Origin of the sequence: Rhizobium sp. 268 (assembly GCF_036571585.1) — a bacterium.
GTDB classification, from domain to species: Bacteria; Pseudomonadota; Alphaproteobacteria; order Rhizobiales; family Rhizobiaceae; genus Rhizobium; species Rhizobium redzepovicii.
In genome coordinates, this window is sequence record NZ_JAPPSO010000009.1 from 249,482 (window position 1) to 269,918 (window position 20,437).

The window sequence follows — 20,437 nt, forward strand, 5'->3', positions numbered from 1 at the left end:
CGCGAGACTTTGCGCTAACGACCTGCATGAAAATAGAGACCTAAAGGCTGCGGCATCAGGTCGACAGGCGCGGATCGTTCCCGACCCGCGCCTGTGGCACCATTCGGCATGCGGGACTACGCGAGGGCTTCCGCCTGACGGAGAAAGTTCTGGAACTGCTCCTCCGGGACGAACGAGCCGCCTGTCGTCCAGAGCACGTGCGTCGCTCGCGACATCTTCTCCGCAACGCCCTGTTCAGCCTGGAAACGCCGGCCTTCGCTGTGGCGCAAGAGGAAGTCGGGCCCGAGCAAGGCGGCGGCGGCCGAAGGCTCCAGCTTCTGCCTTTGGGTGATCCACGCCATGCGAAGCAGTTTGAACAGATCATTGTCGGCGGTCGTGTAGACGCCGGCGAGCATCTCTCGCATCACTTTGGCCACGAAGGCCGACATACGGGCGACGGCCATGCCGTCGGCTTCGGTCTTGTTGGTCAGGCCGACGTCATAGACCGACACCAGCTCCTGCGAACCCGACATCATGTGGACGAGGGCGCAGGGCGACTGCACCGGCTCGACGAAGAAGGCGTGCACATTGTCGCCGAAGATCGCCTTGGCGCCGAAGGCGACGCCCCCCGGTGCGCCGCCGATGCCGGAGGGCAAGTAGAGGAAAAGCGGATTTTCCTCGTCGATCGTGATCCCGCGCTCGTCGAGCTGCGTTGCCAGCTCTGACGCCGCCGCGCTGTAGCCGAGGAACAGGTGCCGAGACTGCTCGTCGTCGACGAAATAGATCGTTGGGTCGGTGTCGGCGATGTCGCGGGCGTTTTCGACGGCGGTCGTATAGTCAGCCTCGTGCTGGATGACATCGACGCCGAGCTTCCGCAGGCGCTCGACCTTCCAGGCCTTGGCGTCGGACGACATGTGGACCGTGGCTTTGAAGCCAAGCGCGCGCGCGGCGATGCCGACGCTCAAGCCGAGATTGCCGGTGCTGCCCACCGCCACGGTATGGCCTGAAAATAACGAGCGGGCCTCTTCCGTTGCCAGCTTCCGGATATCCTCGCCGGCGCCGAGCAGTCCCTTCTGACGGGCGAGGCCTTCTGCAAAGAGGAAAACCTCGTAGACGCCGCCGCGCGCCTTGATGGAGCCGGCAACCGGCAGGTGGCTGTCGGCCTTGATGAAGACGTTGCCGAACTCTCTCGTTCGGTAGCCGAGCGCCTCGCGGAGTTTCTTGAGTTCCACCAGTTCGGAGCGGATCTCGCCGCCCGTATCCTTCAGTTCCGGAAAGCATTCGGCAAGAACCGGCGCCAAGCGCTGCCAGTTCTGGCGCGCGCTCTGCACGTCGGCCGGTGAAACCGGCAGGTCCGAGGTGTCGATCGCCTGTTTCCGATAGGATGGATTGAGCCAGAGGGTGGGGCGGCCTGCGAGAACATCATCGCGAGCAGGATCACTGGGGAGTATCGTGTTCATGGACATTTCCATTCGTGAGCCGGGCTGCGGTTGGTCAGTGTCTCAGGACGCGGGCGAGGAAAGAGCGAGCCCGGTCGTTTTTCGGATTTTCGAAGAACTCGTCCGGCTTCCCGACCTCGATGATCGAGCCTTGGTCGATGTAAACGACGCGGTCGGCGACCTCTCTGGCGAAACCCATTTCGTGCGTCACCACCATCATGGTCATGCCTTCGGCGGCCAGTTCCCGCATGACGTCGAGGACTTCGCCGACCATTTCCGGATCGAGCGCGCTGGTGGGCTCGTCGAACAGCATCAAATGCGGCTCCATGGCGAGCGAGCGGGCGATGGCCACGCGTTGCTGCTGACCGCCGGACAACTGGCCCGGATATTTGTGCGCATGCGCCTTGAGGCCGACGCGGTCGAGGAGCTTCATGGCGGTCGCTTCGGCTTCTTCCCGCGACTTTTTGCGGACCCGCATCGGCGCGATGGCGATATTGTCCAGCACCGTCTTGTGCGGGAACAGGCCGAATTGCTGGAATACCATGCCGACGCCCTTACGGATCGCCGCGAGTTCGCGTTCTCCGCCGAGCTTCCGGTCGGCCTCGACCGGCATGTCATAGCCGTCCACGACGAGGCTGCCGGTCTGGTACATTTCGAGGCCGTTGACGCAGCGGATGAGGGTCGACTTTCCTGAGCCACTGGCCCCGAGGATGACCATGACTTCACCGCGTGTGACGGCGAGATCGATGTCCTTGAGCACATGGTGGGCGCCGTAGAACTTGTTCATGCTTTTCATTTCGACGATGGCGTTCATCGTGATGTCTCCGTGTTGGAACAGCTCAGCGCGCACTCGTTGCCATATGGTCTTCGAGCTTTCTGGCGGCATAGGTGATCATCGAGCCGACCAGGAAATAGGTGACGAGCAGGAACGAGAGGACTTCGAAAGTCCGGTCGCCATATTGCGGGTTCGCCAGGATCATCTGCCCCGCGCGGAGAAAATCCGTCAGCCCGATGATGAAGACGAGCGGCGCGGAGTTGAAGATGTCGAGCACGTTGCCGACCAGCGGCGCCACCACGACCCGGAGCGCCTGTGGCAGAACGATCGAGCGGTTGATGTCGAATTCGCTGATGCCGAGAGACCTTGCCGCCTCGGTCTGGGCGCGCGGAACCGCCTGAAGCCCGCTTCGGACATATTCGGCGACATAGGCGGAGTAGAAGATCGTGAAGCCGATCATGCCGCGCGCGACGTCGGCCAGTCCCAACTGCGGTGCAAGGACCGGCATGAGAATCCAGATCCAGTAAACGACGAGGATGAGCGGCACCGAGCGCATGACTTCGATGTACCAGGTGCAGATGATCCTGAGACTTGAGAGCCGGCTCTGCCGTCCGAACGCGAGCAGGATGCCGATCGGCAGAGACAGGACCGACGTCACCAGCGTCAGCAGGACGCTGAGAAGAAGTCCGCCCCAGAGCTCCACGCCCGGAGGGGCCATGACCGCAACGACGACGATGAAGCCCGTAAACGCCGCAGCAGGCATCGCCTTCCTGGACAATGGCACATACGACGTCAGCACCCATCCCAGCGAGGTTGCGGCAACGATGCCTGCCGCGGACAGGGCGTTCTGCGGATCGCCATGATCGACGATCAAAATCAACAAGGGAACGAGAGCGAGAACCAGCCCATGGTGAGGCTTGAACGAAAACACGCAGCCGAGACCGGCGCCGAGGGTCGCTGCCATGATCGCCGACGCCGTCCATGCGCGCCACGCCTGATCGGCTGGAAAAACGCCGATCATCAGCACCCGCAGGCTCTGCACGATGATATCCCACCTTGCCGTGGTGAGCGCCCAGTCAAGGATCGAACAGGCAATCCAGAGAACGCCCGGAATGACCAGCAGCGACAGGGCGACGTCGAAAGGCTTTCCAAACAGGTTGTGGCGGGTCCATTTTATTGAGGTGGCGATCATTGCGACACTCCCATGGGGTTAAGACGGCGGTTCGCCCAGTACACCGACGAACTGATGATCCAGCTGAGGACCAGGTAGGACGCCATGACGATGATGATGCCTTCAAGGCTGTGGCCGGTCTGATTGGCGATCGTCCCGTAAATGTTGAACAGATCCGGAAATCCGACCGCGATCCCGAGCGCGGTGTTTTTGGTCAGGCTGATATACTGATTGCCGAAGGAGGGGAGAACGACGCGGAACACTTGCGGAAGGATGATGTCGTTGACGGTGTCGCGCCGGCTGAGCCCCAGCGATCCGGCGGCTTCCCATTGGGCCTTCGGAAGAGCGTCGATCGCGCCGCGGACGGTTTCGGCGATGAAGGAAGCGCTGCTCACGACGACGGCAACGAGAAGGGCTGCCATCTCCGGGCTGATGCTCGTTCCCCCGCTGGCCTTGAACTTGTTGGCGACGGGGAAATTCACGATCATCCCGCCGGTCGCGACCAGCAGCCCGAGGCAGACGACCGCCGCGCCGACGCATATCCGCCGCGCTCCACGGATGGGGTCGAATATTGCGCCGAGCGCCGACACTCCTGTGGCGGTGACCAGGATCAGCGAAAGGGTGGATGCGCCGCCGGTCCAGGACAGCGTGGGGAGGTATATGCCTTGCTGGCTGACGATAAGGCCACCGTAGAGCTTTGCTGCAGACGCCATTGGCGGAAAGTGCAGTACGACCGCGAAATACCAGAAGACAAGCTGTATGAGCAGCGGCGTGTTGCGAACGAATTCGACGATCCAGAAACAGAGATTTCTCACCACCCAGTTGGTCGACAGACGGCCGACGCCGAGCATCGTTCCGAGGATCGTGCTGAGGATGATCGCCAGCAGTGCGATCTTGGCGGTGTTGAAAATGCCTGTGACGAAAGCCGACGCGATCGACATCTCCGAAGAGAACTGGGCGAGGTTGGGGACGAAGCCTTCAACAGACGTCAGCGTTAATCCTTCGCTAATATCGAAGCCGGCGGTGTTAGCAAGAAACGAGAAGCTGAACCGTATGCCCTTCTCGGCAAGCCCCGCCTTGACCGCATATGCCAGGATGCCGAGCAGCACGACGACCAGAGCGACGATTCCCAGCTGGATCGCTTCGTGCCGGATGCGATTGCGCAGGCGCAGCGACCTCAGCCTATCGTTGTCTGGCATGCCGTGGATCGCACTCGTTTCGTGGATTGTCATGTTCAGGCTCCAAGTGCTTGGGGGGCGGAACGACATGGTTCCGACCCCCGGCCGGCGTCAGTTCCAGAGCGGCGAGTAGATTGCGCCACCCTGCGTCCACAAGGCGTTCGGCGTGCCCCTGCGGTCGAGATACATCTTGGTCTTCGGACCGAGGTTGCGATCATAGGCCTCGCCGTAGTTGCCGACGGCCTTGATCGCCTGAGCCATGAAGTCGTCGGAGAGGCCGAAGTCCTTGCCGTAGCCGCCGCCATTGCTGCCGAGGAACTTCTGAATGAAGGGATCCTCGCTCTTCAGCTTTTCGGCCAGATTGGCCTGGGTGATCTCGGACTCCTCGGCCTGGAAGAGGCCGTACTCGATCCAGCGCAGCGCATTGCGCCACTTGGAGTCGTTGGCAGCCACGAAGCCGCCGAACGGAGACTTGTCCAGCGTATCCGGGAGGATCAGATAGTCGGCTGGCTTCGGTGCATTCCCCGCCCAGGCGGCAAGAGCTGATTTGTCGGTGCTCATCGCATTGCAACGACCCGAGTTGAGCGCGGAGAAAAGCTTCTCGAGGTTTTCATAGGTCAGGACCTTGGAGTCCTTCCAACCACGCGCCTTGAAGACAGCAGCCAGAACCGTCTCGGTGGCCGATCCCTGGGTGGTGCAGATTGTTGCACCATCGAGGTCTGCGAATTCCTTGATCCCGGCATCAGTTTTCACCATGAGGCCGGTACCGTCGTAGAAGTTGATCGGCAGAAAATCGATCGCGATTGACGATTCACGCGCCGGTTTGATCGTGGTGTGGGCGAAGACGACATCGACCTGGCCGGTGAGAACTGCGTCAAAGCGGCTCTTGTCGGTCACCGTGATGAACTTGACCTTGGCGGCGTCGCCGAGAACGCCGGCGGCAACCGCCTTGCAGAAGTCGACATCGAGCCCTTCCATCTGTCCGGTCGTGGTATTGAGATACCCGAAGCCGGGAGCGGTGTTATCGGTGCCGCAGTTGAGCACACCGCGCTGCTTGACCGTGTCGAGAACGGAAGCGGAAGCATTGGCCGCCGTGAACGCAACGCCTGCGAAAACGCCGGCAGTCAGGATTTTGAGTAGTTTCATCGAAGTTCCCCTTTCGGATCGCATAGTGACGGTGACGCCAAATCAATGAGCAATGGCTCGATCGAAAGTCCGGTAAGACGCTGGAGGCGTTATCGCCTTTCTGAATACGTCGTTCCCATTATTGGCCAAGGTCTGCGTGCGATCCTCGCTCCCAGTCCCATCAATTGGCAGATGGACAGTAGGAGCGGGGTCTCTTCAAATCTACTTAATTCTCCTGAGGTGATACATTAGGAAATCTGTTGGTTTTGCCCCGATGCCCCCGTGAGGTTTATCGGGGTGGTGCTCGGTGCGCCGGCACCCGGCGTCAGGAGAGGGGCGGCTTCTCGGCCATCCGGTCGAGGAACGCCTGAAGGGCCGGACTGCGCTTTTCCTCTGTCCGGAAGGCGATAAATATCCTCCGGCGGATTTCCGGAACGAGCCTGCAGACCCAGACGTCTTCGAGATCGTAGCTGGCGCGCAGGCCAGGCAGGATCGAGATGCCGTAATTCTGCCGGATTAGCGCGATGGTCACTTCGAAACCTTTGCATCTCGCTACGATGTTGGGCTTGAAGCCCTCTTCCTGACAGGCTTCCACCAGCATCCTCGTATAGGTGTCGGACGCGGTGTCGATCGCCCACCGCTCATCCCGAAGCTCATGCAGGCCGACGGTCGGCCGCTCCGACAGCCTGTGATCCCTCGAGACCATGACGTTGAAGACGTCCTCCATCAGGAAGATCGTCTCGATGTTGGGATCGAGCGCGCCGGTCGGTATGTTCAAGTCATCGATAATCGCGACGTCAGTCTGCCAGCTGCGCAGCGCGGCAACGCTTTCGCCCGGCTCCATTTCTTCGAACTGGACGGTGAGGTGAGGGTGCCGTTCGGCGAGATCGTAGACGACCTTCGGAATGAGGGCGGCGGCCACGGAAGGAAACGCCGCCACCCGAAGTTCGCCGGAAACGACGCTTTTCAATTCAGCGATGTCTGCTTTCGCCGATTCGATTTCGATGAGGATCTTCTCTGCCCGCAGCACCAGCTGCTGGCCGGCGGGCGTCATGACAACGCCCCGGCCGCGTCGCTCGACGAGCCGTATGCCGACCTCTTCTTCAAGAAGCGCAATTTGTTGCGACACGGCCGACGGCGAGACATGCAAGGCTTCTGCCACCGCGGCCATGGTCTTGCGGATCGACAGTTCGCGCAGCGCCCGCAGACGTCCGACATCCATTTCGACCTCCTCGCAGCTCCGAAATCATTAGCATGTCTGAACGTATAAGCAAATATTATTAACTTTTTCTGGTGTTTCGATCGATCTAGGGTCCGCCTCACGAATTCGAGGAATTGGAGAACTCAGATGACCAACGCTGCAAGGGTGCATTTCAACACCACCGTCCAGGAGGCTGATCCACTCGTCGCCGATGCCCTCGCGTCCGAGCGGGCCCGCCAGCAGAACCAGATTGAGCTCATCGCTTCGGAGAATATCGTCAGCCGTGCGGTTCTGGACGCCTTGGGGCACGAGATCACCAATAAGACGCTCGAAGGCTATCCGGGCAACCGTTTTCACGGTGGCGGGCAGTTCGTCGACATTGCCGAACAGGCCGCGATCGACCGCGCCAAGCAGCTGTTCAATTGCGGCTACGCCAACGTCCAGCCGCATTCGGGGACGCAGGCCAACCTTGCCGTCTTCTTCCTGCTGCTGAAGCCAGGCGGAAAGGTGCTATCGCTGGACCTTGCGGCCGGTGGCCACCTGTCGCACGGCATGAAGGCGAACCTGTCGGGCCGCTGGTTCGACGCCAACAATTACAGCGTCAACCCGCAGAACGAGGTCATCGACCTCGATGAGATGGAGCGCATCGCCGAAGAGATCCGCCCGAAGCTGCTGATCACCGGTGGTTCGGCATATCCGCGCGAACTCGACTTCGAGCGCATGTCGAAGATCGCAAAGAAGGTCGGCGCCCACTTCCTGGTGGATATGGCCCATATCGCCGGCCTTGTTGCAGGCGGCGTCCATCCTTCGCCGTTCCCGCATGCCGACATCGTGACCTGCACCACGACCAAGACGCTGCGCGGTCCGCGTGGCGGCCTGATCCTCACGAACAACGAGGAATGGTACAAGAAGCTGCAAGCGGCAGTGTTTCCCGGCGTCCAGGGCTCGCTGCACAGCAACGTCCTGGCCGCCAAGGCGATCTGCTTGGGCGAAGCCCTCCGCGACGATTTCAAGGTCTATGCCCGCCAGGTCGTGGCGAACGCGAAAGTCCTCGCCGAAACGCTTGCCGATCGTGGTATTCGCATCGTTTCCGGCGGCACCGACACCCACATCATCCTGCTCGATCTGTCGAGCAAGGGACTGCTTGGAAAACAGGCCGAGACGCTGCTCGCCAAGGCGAACATCACATCCAACAAGAACCCGATCCCCGGCGACAGTCCCCGTCCTCCGGAGTGGGTGGGCATGCGCCTTGGCTCGTCCGCTGCGACGACGCGCGGCCTGAAGGAGGAGGAATTCCGGGTCCTCGGCCATGTCATCGCGGATCTCATCGACGCCGAAACAGAGGGCAGGACCGACGAGATCGTCGGAACCGCCCGGGCGAAGATCGCGGAATTAACCGAGAAGTTCCCGGTCTACGGCCACTAGGCAACGTACCCACGATGCGGAAATGCCCCGCCCACATCGCTAGGCGCGGCATTTTGCCGGTTGGAGCTTGGATGCAATGGAGCACACCATGGGAATGGACAGATTCACACGCGCCGCAAACATCGACGGCAAAGCGTACGCAGCAGGGCTCCTCGAGCGCATCAAGACCGATGTCGAAACGCTCAAGGCAACGACTGGAACCGTTCCCGGTCTGGCCGTCGTTCTGGTGGGGCACGACCCGGCAAGCGCAATCTACGTGAGTTCAAAGCGCCGTCAGACCGTTGCCGCCGGGATGCGGTCCTTCGAATATCGGCTTGCTCAGGAAACCACGCAGGGCGAACTTCTTGACCTCGTGCATCACCTTAACAACGATGCAGAAGTACATGGAATTCTTGTTCAGTTGCCGCTGCCGGCGCATTTGGATCCGAACTCCGTGATCCAGGCCATCAATCCCGACAAGGATGTCGACGGCTTCCATGTATCGAATGCCGGCCGCCTTGCCACCGGCAACCCGGCTTTGATTCCCTGTACGCCGCTCGGCTGCATGATGCTCATTAAGGATACGCTCGGCGAGAGCCTCTCCGGCCTTCATGCCGTCATCGTCGGCAAGTCCAACATCGTCGGAAAGCCGATGGCGCAGATGCTGATGAATGCCCACTGTACCGTCACGGTCGTTCACTCGCAGACAAGGAACGCGGCGGAGCTCTGCCGGACAGCCGACATTCTTGTCGTCGCGGCAGGTCGGGCAGGCTTGGTTCGTGGTGACTGGATCAAACCCGGCGCCGTCGTGATCGACGTCGGCATCAATCGGATCCAGGACGGCGAAAAATCACGGATCGTCGGCGACGTGGCATATGGCGAAGCCGGCCACGCGCGCGCCATCACGCCGGTGCCGGGCGGCGTCGGCCCGATGACGATCGCATGCCTGCTGTCCAACACGCTCGCCGCATTCCGCCGTCATCACGCGATGATTGCCGCGGCCTGAGACGACGAACAAGGAAATAGACATGACCATCACGGCCCCTCGCTACGCTCTGCGTGTCGCATGCCCGTCGATCCGCGGCGTGACAGCCGCCATCGCCGGCTATCTCTCCCAGAACGGCTGCAACATCTCCGACAGCGCGCAATTCGACGACGCCGACACCGGACGCTATTTCATGCGGATCAGTTTCCAGCCGCATGACGGACATACACTTGACCAGCTTCGTCAGGGCTTCGAACCGATCGCCGGGAAGTTCGAGGCGAGCGCCGAATTTTTCGATGAGAGCGAGAAGAAGAAGGTGATCCTGATGGTGAGCCGCTTCGGCCACTGCCTGAACGATCTCCTCTACCGCTGGCGCATCGGGGCGCTTCCGATCGACATCGTCGGCGTGATCTCCAACCACACGGATTACCAGCGGGTCGTCGTGAACCACGACATCCCGTTCCACTGCATCAAGGTGACTAGGGAAAACAAGCCCGAGGCCGAGGCGAAGCAGATGCAGATCGTCGAGGAGTCAGGCGCCGAACTCATCGTGCTGGCCCGCTACATGCAGGTCCTGTCCGACGACATGTGCCGCAAGATGTCCGGCAGGATCATCAACATCCACCACTCCTTCTTGCCGAGTTTCAAGGGCGCCAATCCTTATAAGCAGGCATTCGAACGGGGCGTGAAGCTCATCGGCGCGACGTCGCACTACGTCACCGCAGACCTCGATGAAGGCCCGATCATCGAGCAGGACATCGTCCGCGTCACCCATGCGCAGAGCGGCGAGGACTATGTCAGCCTCGGCCGCGACGTCGAAAGCCAGGTGCTGGCCCGGGCCATCCACGCCCACATCCATGGCCGGGTGTTCATCAACGGCAACCAGACCGTCGTCTTTCCTGCTTCACCCGGCTCCTACGCGTCGGAGCGCATGGGCTGACCGCGGCATGCTCAGGTCAGCAGGAGCGGGATCACCCATCGAACTTCCATTCTCGTGAGTGACGGACCACGTTCATCCGCGGCTTGACAATGTGACGGAGTGCGTTGCATTTTCGCCACAATGCGTTGCTTAAAGGTCACGCAGGGTTTTGGACATTCGCTCCCGATCGAGTCGTTCCAGCGCTGGCTTTCTTGAGCCGGCGTTCTTTGGTTTCGATCGGATGGCGCGGGCGGCGGGTGCCGTCTGAAGAGAGGCCGAATGACGCAGGATGGGGTATCGCCGGCGGCGGGCGAGGCGGTGACTACGGTGACCGATCGCCGCGCCCTTTTCGCCGTGCCCGGCCTGGTACTTGCCGGCGGCGCGCTTCTCTGCGCCACCGCGACACTGTTCGTGCTGCTCGGCCTCACGCCGATCGCGCCGACGTCGCATGTCGTCATCACCTCGGTCATCGTCAATTCCTTCTTCGTCCTGACGCTGCTGGCGCTGATCGCCCGTGAGGTGGCAAGGCTGCTCAAGGCGCGCACCCGCGGCCGGGCGGCTGCACGCCTGCATATCCGCATCGTCGTGCTCTTCTCGATCGTCGCGATCACGCCGGCGATCCTCGTTGCCATCTTTGCCAGCATCACGCTGAATGCCGGCCTCGACCGCTGGTTTGCGCTGCGCACCCAGTCGATCGTCAGCTCGTCGCGCAATATCGGCCAGGCCTATATGATGGAAAACGCCAGCTACCTGCAGGGGCAGACGGTTTCCATGGCCAACGACCTGGAGCGCAACCGCGCGCTCTACAGTCTGGATAGAACGGGCTTTGCCGACTTGATGACGCGCCAGGCGAGGGGTCGCGGCCTGCTCGGCTCCTTCCTCGTCGAGCGCGACGGCTCGGTCGTCGTCCAGGCCGACATCACCACTGAAAAACCGTTGCCGGCAATCCCGCAGGACGCGCTGGAGAAGGCCGCGGCCGGCCAGCCGACGCTCATTCCGCCAGGCGTCACCAACCTCGTCGGCGCCATCATCAAGCTCGATGCCATCCCGGGCACCTTCCTCTATACGGTGCGCGCCGTTGATCCCAAGGTCATGGGCGCCATGCGCATGATGGAGGAGAACGCCACCGAATATCGGTCGATGGAAGCCAATCGCTTCTCGCTGCAGATCGCCTTCGCGGTGCTTTATATCGGCTTCGCGCTGATCGTGCTGCTCGCGGCGATCTGGACCGCGATTGCCGTTGCCGACCGCATCGTCCGGCCGATCCGGCTGTTGATCACCGCAGCCGATAGCGTCGCATCGGGCAATATGGACATCGTCGTGCCGGTGCACGCCGTCGATGGCGACGTCGCCAATCTGTCGCGCACATTCAACAAGATGATCTCGGAAATCCGTACCCAGCGCGACGAGATCCTCGAAGCCAAGGACGAGGTCGACGACCGCCGCCGTTTCATCGAGGCGGTGCTGTCCGGCGTCACCGCCGCCGTCATCGGCGTCGAGCAGGACCGCCGTATCGCCATTGTGAACAGTTCGGCCGAGACGCTGATGTCGCTGTCGGCCGATCAGATGCTCGGCAAGCAGCTGGCCGATATCGCGCCTGAGGTCGATCACGTGCTGACCGAAGCGGCGTCGCGTCATCGCGGCGATTTCCGCAAGCAGATCGCGTTGGTGCGCGGCGGCACGGTGCGCACACTGAGCGTGCAGGTCACCCGCGAAGAAGTGCGCGATATGAGCGAATCCTATGTGATCACGCTCGACGACATCACCGACCTCGTCATCGCCCAGCGCTCGACCGCCTGGGGCGACGTGGCACGGCGCATCGCCCATGAGATCAAGAACCCGCTGACCCCGATCCAGCTTTCCGCCGAGCGCATCCAGCGCCGTTACGGCAAGCAGATCGACCCGAACGACCGGACCGTCTTCGATCAGTGCACCGATACGATCATCCGCCAGGTCGGTGATATCGGCCGCATGGTCGACGAATTCTCCGCCTTTGCCCGCATGCCGAAGCCGACCAAGGAGCCGAGCGACCTGCGCGATATCCTGCGCGACGCGATCTTCTTGCGTGAGATGGGCAACCATCACGTCACCTTCGAGCAGGATTTCGGCGACCAGCCGCTGGAGGGCCTGTTCGACAGCCGCATGCTCGGCCAGGCCTTCGGAAATCTCATCAAGAATGCTGTGGAATCGATCGAGGCGGTGCCGAGCGACGAGCGGGACGAACGCAAAATTCTCGTGCGCGCCGCACTCGATGCCGACCGCGACCGCTTCACCGTCGACGTGATCGACAATGGCCGCGGGCTGCCGGTGGAGAACCGCCACAGCATTCTGGAACCCTATATGACGATGCGCGAGAAGGGCACCGGCCTCGGCCTCGCCATCGTCAAGAAGATCATCGAGGAACATGGCGGGCAGCTCGAGCTGCATGATGCGCCCGCCGATTTTGACCGGGGAAGAGGGGCCATGATCCGCGTGCATCTGCCACGCCTGGATCCGACGCCTGCTGCCCCCGCAGCCAATGACAAGGAAAGCGTTTATGGCCTCTGATATTCTCGTCGTCGACGATGAGCATGATATTCGCGAGATCGTTTCCGGCATTCTCTCCGACGAAGGGCACGAGACGCGCACCGCCCATGACAGCGACAGCGCGCTGGCGGCAATTTCCGATCGCGTACCGCGGCTGATCTTCCTCGATATCTGGATGCAGGGCAGCAAGCTCGATGGTCTGTCGCTACTCGACGAGATCAAGACCCGCCATCCGGAATTGCCCGTCGTGATGATATCAGGCCATGGCAACATCGAGACCGCCGTCTCGGCGATCAAGCGCGGCGCCTTCGATTTCATCGAGAAGCCTTTCAAGGCCGACCGGCTGATCCTGATCGCCGAACGGGCGTTGGAGAATTCCAAGCTGAAGCGCGAGGTTTCTGAGCTGAAACGCCGCACCGGCGACGCATTGGAGCTGATCGGCACCTCGGTCGCCGTGTCGCAGCTGCGCCAGACGATCGAGAAGGTCTCGCCGACCAACAGCCGCATCATGATCCTCGGCGCATCCGGCTCCGGCAAGGAGCTGGTGGCGCGGATGATCCACAAGAAGTCGACGCGCGCCAACGGCCCCTTCGTGGCGATCAACGCCGCCAACATCACGCCGGATCGCATGGAGGTGGCGCTGTTCGGCACCGAGGGCACACCCGGCCAGGCCCGCAAGATCGGCGCGCTCGAGGAAGCCCATCGCGGCATCCTCTATCTCGACGAAGTCGGCGAGATGCCGCGCGAAACGCAGAACAAGATCCTGCGCGTGCTGGTCGATCAGCAGTTCGAGCGCGTCGGCGGCTCCAAGCGCGTCAAGGTCGACGTCCGCATCATCTCCTCTACCGCCTATAATCTCGAAAGCCGCATCACTGAGGGATGGTTCCGCGAGGATCTCTATCATCGCCTCGCCGTCGTGCCGGTGCGCGTGCCGGCGCTGGCCGAACGGCGCGAGGATATTCCCTTCCTCGTCGATCAGCTGATGCGCCAGATTTCCGAGCAGGCCGGCATCCGTCCGCGCCGCATCGGCGACGACGCCATGGCGGTGCTGCAGGCCCATGACTGGCCGGGCAATATCCGCCAGCTGCGCAACAATATCGAGCGGCTGATGATCCTTGCCCGCACCGACGGACCGGATGCGCCGATCACCGCCGACATGCTACCGACCGATCTCGGCGACATGCTGCCGAAGGTGTCCGCCAAGAACGACTATCACATCATGACGCTGCCGCTGCGCGAAGCCCGCGAGATGTTCGAGAAGGACTATCTGATCGCCCAGATTAACCGCTTCGGCGGCAATATCTCGCGCACTGCCGAGTTCGTCGGCATGGAGCGGTCGGCACTGCACCGCAAGCTGAAGTCGCTCGGCGTCTGATCTTTCCGGCGCGGGCATTGCCGCGCCACATTCCCTCTATCGCTTTCTGCAAGACCGGGTTTCCCATGCCGAGAATTGCTTATGTGAATGGCCGTTACGTCAAGCATTCCGATGCCAGCGTGCATATCGAGGATCGCGGTTACCAGTTCGCCGACGGCGTCTACGAGGTCTGCGAGGTCCGCCATGGCTATATCGTCGATCTCACCCGCCATCTGAACCGTCTCGACCGGTCGCTGGGTGAGCTCAGCATCGCCTGGCCGATGGGCCGGGCCGCGCTGACACAGGTCATCCGCGAGACACTGCGCCGCAACCATGTCCGCAACGGGCTTTTCTATATGCAGGTAACGCGCGGCGTCGCGCGGCGCGATCATGTCTTCCCGGCCAAGGGGACGCCGCCGTCGCTTGTCATCACCGCCAAGAGCACCGATCCCAAAATCATCGCCGCCAAGAACGCCAATGGCATCAAGGCGATCACGCTCGCCGACAACCGCTGGGACCGCGTCGATATCAAGTCCGTCGGCCTGCTGCCCAATGCCATGGCCCGCCAGCAGGCCAAGGAGGTCGGCGCCCAGGAGGCCATCTATGTCGATGGCCACGGCATGGTGAAGGAAGGAGCGGCGACCAATGTCTGGATCGTCGATTCCGAGGGAATGCTGGTGACGCGGCCGGCCGAACACGGCATCCTGCGCGGCATTACCCGCACCACCTTAATAGATGTCGCAGCCAAGCTCGGCCTTGAAATCGCCGAGCGGAATTTCTCGGTTGCCGAGATGCTCGCGGCTCGCGAGGTCTTCCTCACCGCAGCCACAAGTATTTGTTTTCCGGTCGTTTCCGTCAATGACCAGACGATCGCCAACGGTCATCCGGGCAGCGTTTCGCAGAAAGTCCGCGAAGCCTTTTTCGACGTTGCGGAAAAGATTGCGATTTGATACCAAGATTTGCTGGACGGGTGGAATGAGGGTGCCACCGGTCTTTCATGGTGAGATTGATTGATACTCCACCGGCCAGCTCAGGTCGGCAATAAAGAAAGAAGCGGCGCGATGGCGGAACGTTCTCAGAATCTTCAGGATCTATTTCTTAATACTGTTCGCAAGCAAAAGATTTCCCTGACAATCTTTTTGATCAACGGCGTGAAACTCACGGGCGTTGTTACGTCTTTTGACAATTTCTGTGTTCTTCTTCGCCGTGACGGCCATTCGCAGCTCGTGTATAAGCATGCGATCTCGACGATCATGCCGGGCCAGCCCATGCAGATGTTCGAGAGCGAAGAAGCAGCGTCCTAACAGGATCAGCCGTCATTTCGACACGCGATACCAAGAACGATTCGATCATCCCTGAGGCCGCCAAGCACAGGGACGACATGCGCGCGACCGTCGTCGTGCCGGTTCTGAAATCGCGCAGCCGCGGCGGTCAGACCGAATCGGCCTCGACCCGCACGCCGGAAAGCCGCCTCGAAGAGGCGACGGGCCTTGCCCAGGCGATCGACCTCGACGTCGTCAGCGGCTCGATCGTGCCGGTCAATGACCCGCGACCGGCGACATTGCTCGGCACCGGCAAGATCGAGGAAATCAAGGCGCTGCTCGATGAGCGCGATTCCGGTCTCGTAATCGTCGATCACCCGTTGACACCGGTGCAGCAGCGCAATCTCGAGAAGGAATGGAACGCCAAGGTCATCGACCGGACGGGCCTCATTCTCGAAATCTTCGGCCGCCGCGCCTCCACCAAGGAGGGCACGCTGCAGGTTGATCTCGCCCATCTGAATTATCAGAAGGGCCGGCTGGTCAGAAGCTGGACCCACCTTGAACGCCAGCGCGGCGGCGGCGGCTTCATGGGCGGCCCCGGCGAAACCCAGATCGAAGCCGACCGGCGGTTGCTTCAGGACCGCATCATCAAGCTCGAACGCGAGCTGGAGCAGGTCGTGCGCACCCGCCAGCTCCACCGTGCCAAGCGCCGCAAGGTGCCGCACCCGATCGTGGCGCTCGTCGGCTATACCAATGCCGGCAAGTCGACCCTGTTCAACCGCATCACCGGCGCCGGCGTGCTGGCCGAAGACATGCTCTTTGCCACGCTCGACCCGACGCTGCGCCGGATGAAGCTGCCGCACGGCCGCACCGTCATCCTGTCCGACACCGTCGGTTTCATCTCCGACCTGCCGACCCATCTGGTAGCCGCCTTCCGGGCGACGCTGGAAGAGGTGCTGGAAGCCGATCTCATCCTGCATGTCCGGGATATGTCCGATCCCGACAATCAGGCCCAAAGCTCCGACGTGATGCGCATCCTTGGTGATCTTGGCATCGACGAGGCCGAAGCGGCGAAGCGGCTGATCGAGGTCTGGAACAAGATCGACCGGCTGGAGCCAGAGGTGCACGACACCATGGTGCAGAAATCAACAGGCGCCAGCAATGTCGTAGCCGTCTCAGCCGTCAGCGGCGAGGGCGTCGACACGCTGATGGACGAGATCAGCCGCCGGCTTTCCGGCGTCATGACCGAAACCACAGTCCGCCTTCCCGTCGATAAGCTGGCGCTGCTGCCCTGGCTCTACGACCACGCGATCGTCGACGGCCGCGAGGACAATGAAGACGGCTCGATCACGCTCGATCTGCGCCTCTCCGAAACCGAAGCGACCGAACTCGAACGCCGCATCGGCAGTGGGCCGAAGGCTTCGAAGGAAGATTGGGAGCGGTAAGGCACCTATTCTCTCTGGGCTCCAGCCACTGAATCGTTCGCGCTCAAGGACTTGGAAGGCGCCAAACTCACCCTCCCTCATTCCTGTGCCTGTCACAGGAATCCAGCCACCGCGCGTCTGCGCGGTGAATCACTCTTTTCAAAGCAAGTGAATATCCCGTGTCAGATGGGCCGAGAGGCGATGCCGCCGAGTGCTCACTCAGTGCCCGAGATCACAGCCCGCTCAATCGCCTTCGCCGCCTGCCAGATCTCCTCCATCCGCTCCAGGCTGGCCGCTTCCAGTGTCTCGCCTGCTGCATCAAGAACATTCTCGATGTGATTGAAACGACGCCGGAATTTCATATTCGTTCCGCGCAGCGACTGTTCTGGATCGGCCTTCACATGCCGGCCGATATTGACCACCGCAAAGATCAGGTCGCCGAGTTCGTCGCTGACTTTTGCCCGATCACCGTCTCTCAGCGCCACCCGCAGCTCATCAATCTCTTCCTCGATCTTGTCGAGGATCGGCTCGGGCGCCGACCAGTCGAAACCGACCTTGGCGGCGCGTTCCTGCAGCTTCAGCGCTTCCGTCAAAGCCGGAAAGCTGCGCTGCACCGATCCCAGGAAGCCGCCCTTGAAATCTTCGGTGATCCCGCGCCTTGCCCGGCGCTCGGCGCGATCGCGTTTTTCCGCCTGCTTGATTTCGTCCCACTGAATCTTCACCGCGTCCGGCGTGTCGGCTGCCGAGCGGGCGAAGACATGCGGGTGGCGGCGGATCATCTTGGTGGTGATGGCGTTGATGACGTCGCCGAAGGAGAATTCGCCGGCCTCCTCGGCCATGCGGGCATGGAATACCACCTGCAGCAGCAGGTCGCCCAGCTCGTCGCAGAGATCGTCCATATCGCCGCGCTCGATCGCGTCGGAGACCTCATAGGCTTCCTCGATCGTATAGGGTTTGATCGTCTCAAAATTCTGCTCGATGTCCCAGGGGCAGCCGGTCTCGGGATGGCGCAATGCCGCCATGATCTCGATCAGCCGGGAAATATCTTTGGAAGGTTCCATGGTGCCTCAGTTGAGCGGGACTCAGTTAAGGGGAATATCGTTGGCGCTCTTCGACGACTGGTAGGTCGTGGAAAGCGCGTCGTAGCGGGCCTTGATGCGCGCGGTCTGCGCCATGAGCGCGGTCTTCGGCTGAGCCTCTTCGGTCTCGACGAGATCGGCGATGGCAAAGCTATTCCAGAAGCCGTTTTGCCTGCGATAGCCGCCGGGTTCAAGTCCGAAGACCTCCTTGAGGATCTTCAGGTCGTGCGGAATGGCGAAGGCATCGCGGGAATCCTCATGGCTGAAGAAATAATAGAAATTGTCGAAGCCCGCCCAAGTGATCGCCGACATGCACATGGTGCAGGGTTCGTGCGTCGACAGGAAGATCAGATCCTTGGTCGCCGGCTTCTCGCCAAGTTCGTAGAAGCGCTTCAGCGTATGCACCTCGCCGTGCCAGAGCGGGTTCTCCAACTCGTTATTGGTCTCGGCGACGACGAGCGACAGATCGGATTTGCGCAGGATCGCCGCGCCGAACACCTTGTTGCCCAGGGAAACGCCGTGCTCGGTCAGCGGCAGGATATCGTTCTCGATGACCGAAAGCAGGCGGGCGGCGATCGTCTTGTCAGGCATTGGCGTCTCCGGTTTTCCCTCAGTCTATCGTCTTGGCGGCGCGAGCGAAATGCGCCAAACGCCGGTGGACGCCGTTTGTCACAGGCTTTATACTGCGCTGCAGCAAAGAGAGTGGGATCAGGTGGTTTTCGTCAGCACGGGTGACTTTTCTCAAATCGCCGACGACGCGAGCAAAAGAATACGCGCTTGCTGGGGCTTTCGAATTTCTGTTCCTTCAATCCCTTGTCGATCACGGGCATATTCTGGCAACTTCGAAGTGGATTGATGATGTCTCCCAAGACTGAGCAGCTTTCGGTATTTCCAGCCTTCTTTCGCGTGGAAGGCCAGAAGACGGCTGTCTTCGGCAATGGCGACGAGGCTTTCGCCAAGGTGCGGCTGCTGCTCAACACGCGGGCGCGGATCGTTGCCTATGCCGACAGGCCGGAAGCCGATTATCACGCCTTCCTGATTGCCAACCGCATCGAGACCGTACGCGCCGGCTTTTCCGCCGAGCAGGTCGCGGATTCGGCACTGGTTTTCGCCGCCACCGGCGATGAAGCCGAGGATCGCGAGATCGTCGATGCCGCCCGCGCCGCCCGAATTCCGGCCAATGCCGTCGATCAGCCCGATTACTGCGATTTCTTCACCCCGGCGCTGGTCAATCGCGCCCCGGTCGCTGTAGCGATCGGCACCGAAGGGGCAGGGCCGGTTCTGGCGCAGATGATCCGGGCGCAGATCGATCAGCTTCTTTCCCCCTCGCTCGGGCGGCTTGCTGCACTCGCAACGAGCTACCGCAAAGTCGTCGAACAACTGGTGCCACGCGGCGTTTCCCGCCGCGTCTTCTGGCGCCGCTTCTTCTCAGGCGCTGTGGCCGATGCGGTCGCCAACGGCAACCTGCCGCAGGCCCGTCATGCCGCCGACCGGCTGCTAAGGTCTATCGACAAGGTCGCCGGCCATATCTGGCTGGTTGGCGCCGGCCCAGGCGCCGAGGATCTGCTGACGCTGCGCGCCCAGCGGGTCATGATGGAAGCCGATGTCATCGTCTTTGACGCGCTCGTGCCGCAGGCGATCGTCGATATGGGCCGCCGCGACGCCGAGCGGCTTTCCGTCGGCAAGCGCAAGGGCTGCCATTCGAAATCGCAGGAAGAGATCAACGAGCTTCTGGTCGAGCTCGGCCGCCAGGGAAAGCGCGTCGTCCGCCTCAAGTCGGGCGATCCGTTGGTCTATGGCCGGGCAGGCGAAGAGATGGCCGCATTGCGCGCTGCCGGCATCACCTATGAGGTCGTGCCCGGCATCACCTCGGCTTTCGCCGCTGCTGCCGATTTCGAGCTGCCGCTGACGCTACGCGGCGTTGCCTCCTCGCTCGTCTTCACCACGGGCCATGATCTCACCGGCGACGTGCTACCCGATTGGGCAAGCCTTGCTGTCTCGGGCGCGACGATCGCCGTCTATATGGGCCGCACGGTTGCCGCCTCGGTCGCCGAGCGGCTGATGCAGGCCGGCATTCCCTCCGAGACCACAGTCGCCGTTATCGAAAATGCCAGCCGCGCGGAGCGCCGTCTGCTGCATGGCACGCTTGCCGATCTTCCCGATCTGCAGCACCGTGACGAGTTGACGGGACCAGTCATGGTCATTATCGGCGATGCGGTTGCCGGCGCCAATTTCGAACTGTCCGAGCCGCTGGTGCGTGCGAACGCCCGGCTCGAGGAACTTGCAAGGAGCTGAATATGGTAGACAAGGTTCTGACGGCCAACCGGCTGACGGACGGCATTGCCGTCTGGCTGGATGCGAACGGGAAATGGTCCACCTCGCTGCAGGAGGCGCTTGTCGCCCGTCATAACGAAGCCGTCGAAGCGCTGGAGGCGATCGGCAAGAAGTCCTATGCCGACAACGAGGTGGTTGACGTCGCCGTCGTCGACGTTCAGGAAACTGACGGTATTCTCTGGCCGCTTCGCCTTCGTGAGCGCATCCGTGCGCAAGGTCCGACCATGGAATATGCACCGGGCTACGCTCCGGCCGATCCCGAATTCATTGCAGTCTGAGGAA

18 protein-coding genes are annotated in these 20,437 nt (G+C 61.7%); 10 read left to right on the forward strand and 8 right to left on the reverse strand.

Annotated features, from left to right (window positions below; translation table 11 throughout):
• Positions 1-116 precede the first annotated feature (116 nt).
• The 6 genes from OS035_RS19465 to OS035_RS19490 all read right to left on the reverse strand — a co-directional run bounded on the left by OS035_RS19465 (position 117) and on the right by OS035_RS19490 (position 6,889).
• Positions 117-1,439 carry a D-serine ammonia-lyase gene (locus tag OS035_RS19465; RefSeq protein ID WP_097625383.1) on the reverse strand — a complete coding sequence of 441 codons (1,323 nt, stop codon included), beginning with the start codon at positions 1,437-1,439 and terminating at the stop codon, positions 117-119.
• A 34-nt stretch (positions 1,440-1,473) separates the two neighbouring features.
• Positions 1,474-2,232: an amino acid ABC transporter ATP-binding protein gene (locus tag OS035_RS19470; RefSeq protein ID WP_097625384.1), complete on the reverse strand. Its 759-nt coding sequence runs from the start codon at positions 2,230-2,232 to the stop codon at positions 1,474-1,476.
• Between the two features lie 25 nt (positions 2,233-2,257).
• A complete protein-coding gene (locus OS035_RS19475; protein ID WP_183777715.1) occupies positions 2,258-3,385 on the reverse strand; it encodes an amino acid ABC transporter permease in 1,128 nt (375 codons plus the stop codon).
• Positions 3,382-4,596 carry an ABC transporter permease subunit gene (locus tag OS035_RS19480; protein WP_097625386.1) on the reverse strand — a complete coding sequence of 405 codons (1,215 nt, stop codon included), beginning with the start codon at positions 4,594-4,596 and terminating at the stop codon, positions 3,382-3,384. Before OS035_RS19480 ends, OS035_RS19475 begins: the two co-directional genes overlap by 4 nt.
• Before the next feature lie 57 nt (positions 4,597-4,653).
• The gene (locus OS035_RS19485) at positions 4,654-5,688 is read right to left on the reverse strand and encodes a transporter substrate-binding domain-containing protein (RefSeq protein WP_097625387.1); all 1,035 of its coding nucleotides are present in this window, start codon (positions 5,686-5,688) and stop codon (positions 4,654-4,656) included.
• A 304-nt stretch (positions 5,689-5,992) separates the two neighbouring features.
• Positions 5,993-6,889: a LysR substrate-binding domain-containing protein gene (locus OS035_RS19490; RefSeq protein WP_097625388.1), complete on the reverse strand. Its 897-nt coding sequence runs from the start codon at positions 6,887-6,889 to the stop codon at positions 5,993-5,995.
• A gap of 126 nt (positions 6,890-7,015) precedes the next feature.
• On the opposite strand from OS035_RS19490, the gene glyA reads away from it, so the two are divergent.
• The 8 genes from glyA (at position 7,016) to hflX (ending at position 16,763) form a co-directional block, all read left to right on the forward strand.
• Positions 7,016-8,293 (forward strand): serine hydroxymethyltransferase, encoded by a 1,278-nt coding sequence (gene glyA, locus OS035_RS19495; protein ID WP_331813986.1) that lies wholly within the window; start codon positions 7,016-7,018, stop codon positions 8,291-8,293.
• An 88-nt stretch (positions 8,294-8,381) separates the two neighbouring features.
• A complete protein-coding gene (gene folD / locus OS035_RS19500; RefSeq protein ID WP_097625390.1) occupies positions 8,382-9,278 on the forward strand; it encodes a bifunctional methylenetetrahydrofolate dehydrogenase/methenyltetrahydrofolate cyclohydrolase FolD in 897 nt (298 codons plus the stop codon).
• Positions 9,279-9,300: 22 nt separating this feature from the next.
• Positions 9,301-10,197 carry a formyltetrahydrofolate deformylase gene (gene purU / locus OS035_RS19505; protein WP_097625391.1) on the forward strand — a complete coding sequence of 299 codons (897 nt, stop codon included), beginning with the start codon at positions 9,301-9,303 and terminating at the stop codon, positions 10,195-10,197.
• A gap of 258 nt (positions 10,198-10,455) precedes the next feature.
• Positions 10,456-12,723: a sensor histidine kinase NtrY-like gene (locus OS035_RS19510; RefSeq protein ID WP_097625392.1), complete on the forward strand. Its 2,268-nt coding sequence runs from the start codon at positions 10,456-10,458 to the stop codon at positions 12,721-12,723.
• The gene (gene ntrX / locus OS035_RS19515; RefSeq protein WP_097625393.1) at positions 12,713-14,077 is read left to right on the forward strand and encodes a nitrogen assimilation response regulator NtrX; all 1,365 of its coding nucleotides are present in this window, start codon (positions 12,713-12,715) and stop codon (positions 14,075-14,077) included. The genes OS035_RS19510 and ntrX overlap by 11 nt, the downstream gene beginning before the upstream one ends.
• Positions 14,078-14,142: 65 nt before the next feature.
• The gene (locus OS035_RS19520; protein ID WP_097625394.1) at positions 14,143-15,006 is read left to right on the forward strand and encodes a D-amino-acid transaminase; all 864 of its coding nucleotides are present in this window, start codon (positions 14,143-14,145) and stop codon (positions 15,004-15,006) included.
• Positions 15,007-15,117: 111 nt separating this feature from the next.
• On the forward strand, positions 15,118-15,360 hold the full coding sequence (hfq, locus tag OS035_RS19525; protein WP_003539403.1) for an RNA chaperone Hfq: 243 nt from the start codon (positions 15,118-15,120) through the stop codon (positions 15,358-15,360).
• 77 nt (positions 15,361-15,437) lie between these two features.
• On the forward strand, positions 15,438-16,763 hold the full coding sequence (gene hflX / locus OS035_RS19530) for a GTPase HflX (protein ID WP_097625395.1): 1,326 nt from the start codon (positions 15,438-15,440) through the stop codon (positions 16,761-16,763).
• A gap of 194 nt (positions 16,764-16,957) precedes the next feature.
• Here hflX and mazG read toward each other — a convergent pair whose 3' ends face one another.
• Positions 16,958-17,803, reverse strand: a complete 846-nt coding sequence (mazG, locus tag OS035_RS19535) for a nucleoside triphosphate pyrophosphohydrolase (protein ID WP_097625396.1) — start codon at positions 17,801-17,803, stop codon at positions 16,958-16,960.
• Positions 17,804-17,824: 21 nt separating this feature from the next.
• Positions 17,825-18,412, reverse strand: a complete 588-nt coding sequence (locus OS035_RS19540) for a deaminase (RefSeq protein WP_097625397.1) — start codon at positions 18,410-18,412, stop codon at positions 17,825-17,827.
• Positions 18,413-18,679: 267 nt separating this feature from the next.
• Here OS035_RS19540 and cysG point away from each other — a divergent pair, with 267 nt between their 5' ends.
• Together cysG and OS035_RS19550 are read left to right on the forward strand one after the other, a co-directional pair.
• Positions 18,680-20,116, forward strand: a complete 1,437-nt coding sequence (gene cysG / locus OS035_RS19545) for a siroheme synthase CysG (RefSeq protein WP_097625467.1) — start codon at positions 18,680-18,682, stop codon at positions 20,114-20,116.
• Positions 20,117-20,118: 2 nt separating this feature from the next.
• A complete protein-coding gene (locus OS035_RS19550) occupies positions 20,119-20,433 on the forward strand; it encodes a DUF2849 domain-containing protein (protein ID WP_064838392.1) in 315 nt (104 codons plus the stop codon).
• Positions 20,434-20,437 lie beyond the last annotated feature (4 nt).

Coding starts and splice junctions, on each gene's coding strand:
- OS035_RS19465 (WP_097625383.1), bottom strand. CDS start 1,439: ATGAACACGATACTCCCCAGTGATCCTGCTCGCGATGATGTTCTCGCA.
- OS035_RS19470 (WP_097625384.1), bottom strand. CDS start 2,232: ATGAACGCCATCGTCGAAATGAAAAGCATGAACAAGTTCTACGGCGCC.
- OS035_RS19475 (WP_183777715.1), bottom strand. CDS start 3,385: ATGATCGCCACCTCAATAAAATGGACCCGCCACAACCTGTTTGGAAAG.
- OS035_RS19480 (WP_097625386.1), bottom strand. CDS start 4,596: ATGACAATCCACGAAACGAGTGCGATCCACGGCATGCCAGACAACGAT.
- OS035_RS19485 (WP_097625387.1), bottom strand. CDS start 5,688: ATGAAACTACTCAAAATCCTGACTGCCGGCGTTTTCGCAGGCGTTGCG.
- OS035_RS19490 (WP_097625388.1), bottom strand. CDS start 6,889: ATGGATGTCGGACGTCTGCGGGCGCTGCGCGAACTGTCGATCCGCAAG.
- glyA (WP_331813986.1), top strand. CDS start 7,016: ATGACCAACGCTGCAAGGGTGCATTTCAACACCACCGTCCAGGAGGCT.
- folD (WP_097625390.1), top strand. CDS start 8,382: ATGGGAATGGACAGATTCACACGCGCCGCAAACATCGACGGCAAAGCG.
- purU (WP_097625391.1), top strand. CDS start 9,301: ATGACCATCACGGCCCCTCGCTACGCTCTGCGTGTCGCATGCCCGTCG.
- OS035_RS19510 (WP_097625392.1), top strand. CDS start 10,456: ATGACGCAGGATGGGGTATCGCCGGCGGCGGGCGAGGCGGTGACTACG.
- ntrX (WP_097625393.1), top strand. CDS start 12,713: ATGGCCTCTGATATTCTCGTCGTCGACGATGAGCATGATATTCGCGAG.
- OS035_RS19520 (WP_097625394.1), top strand. CDS start 14,143: ATGCCGAGAATTGCTTATGTGAATGGCCGTTACGTCAAGCATTCCGAT.
- hfq (WP_003539403.1), top strand. CDS start 15,118: ATGGCGGAACGTTCTCAGAATCTTCAGGATCTATTTCTTAATACTGTT.
- hflX (WP_097625395.1), top strand. CDS start 15,438: ATGCGCGCGACCGTCGTCGTGCCGGTTCTGAAATCGCGCAGCCGCGGC.
- mazG (WP_097625396.1), bottom strand. CDS start 17,803: ATGGAACCTTCCAAAGATATTTCCCGGCTGATCGAGATCATGGCGGCA.
- OS035_RS19540 (WP_097625397.1), bottom strand. CDS start 18,412: ATGCCTGACAAGACGATCGCCGCCCGCCTGCTTTCGGTCATCGAGAAC.
- cysG (WP_097625467.1), top strand. CDS start 18,680: ATGTCTCCCAAGACTGAGCAGCTTTCGGTATTTCCAGCCTTCTTTCGC.
- OS035_RS19550 (WP_064838392.1), top strand. CDS start 20,119: ATGGTAGACAAGGTTCTGACGGCCAACCGGCTGACGGACGGCATTGCC.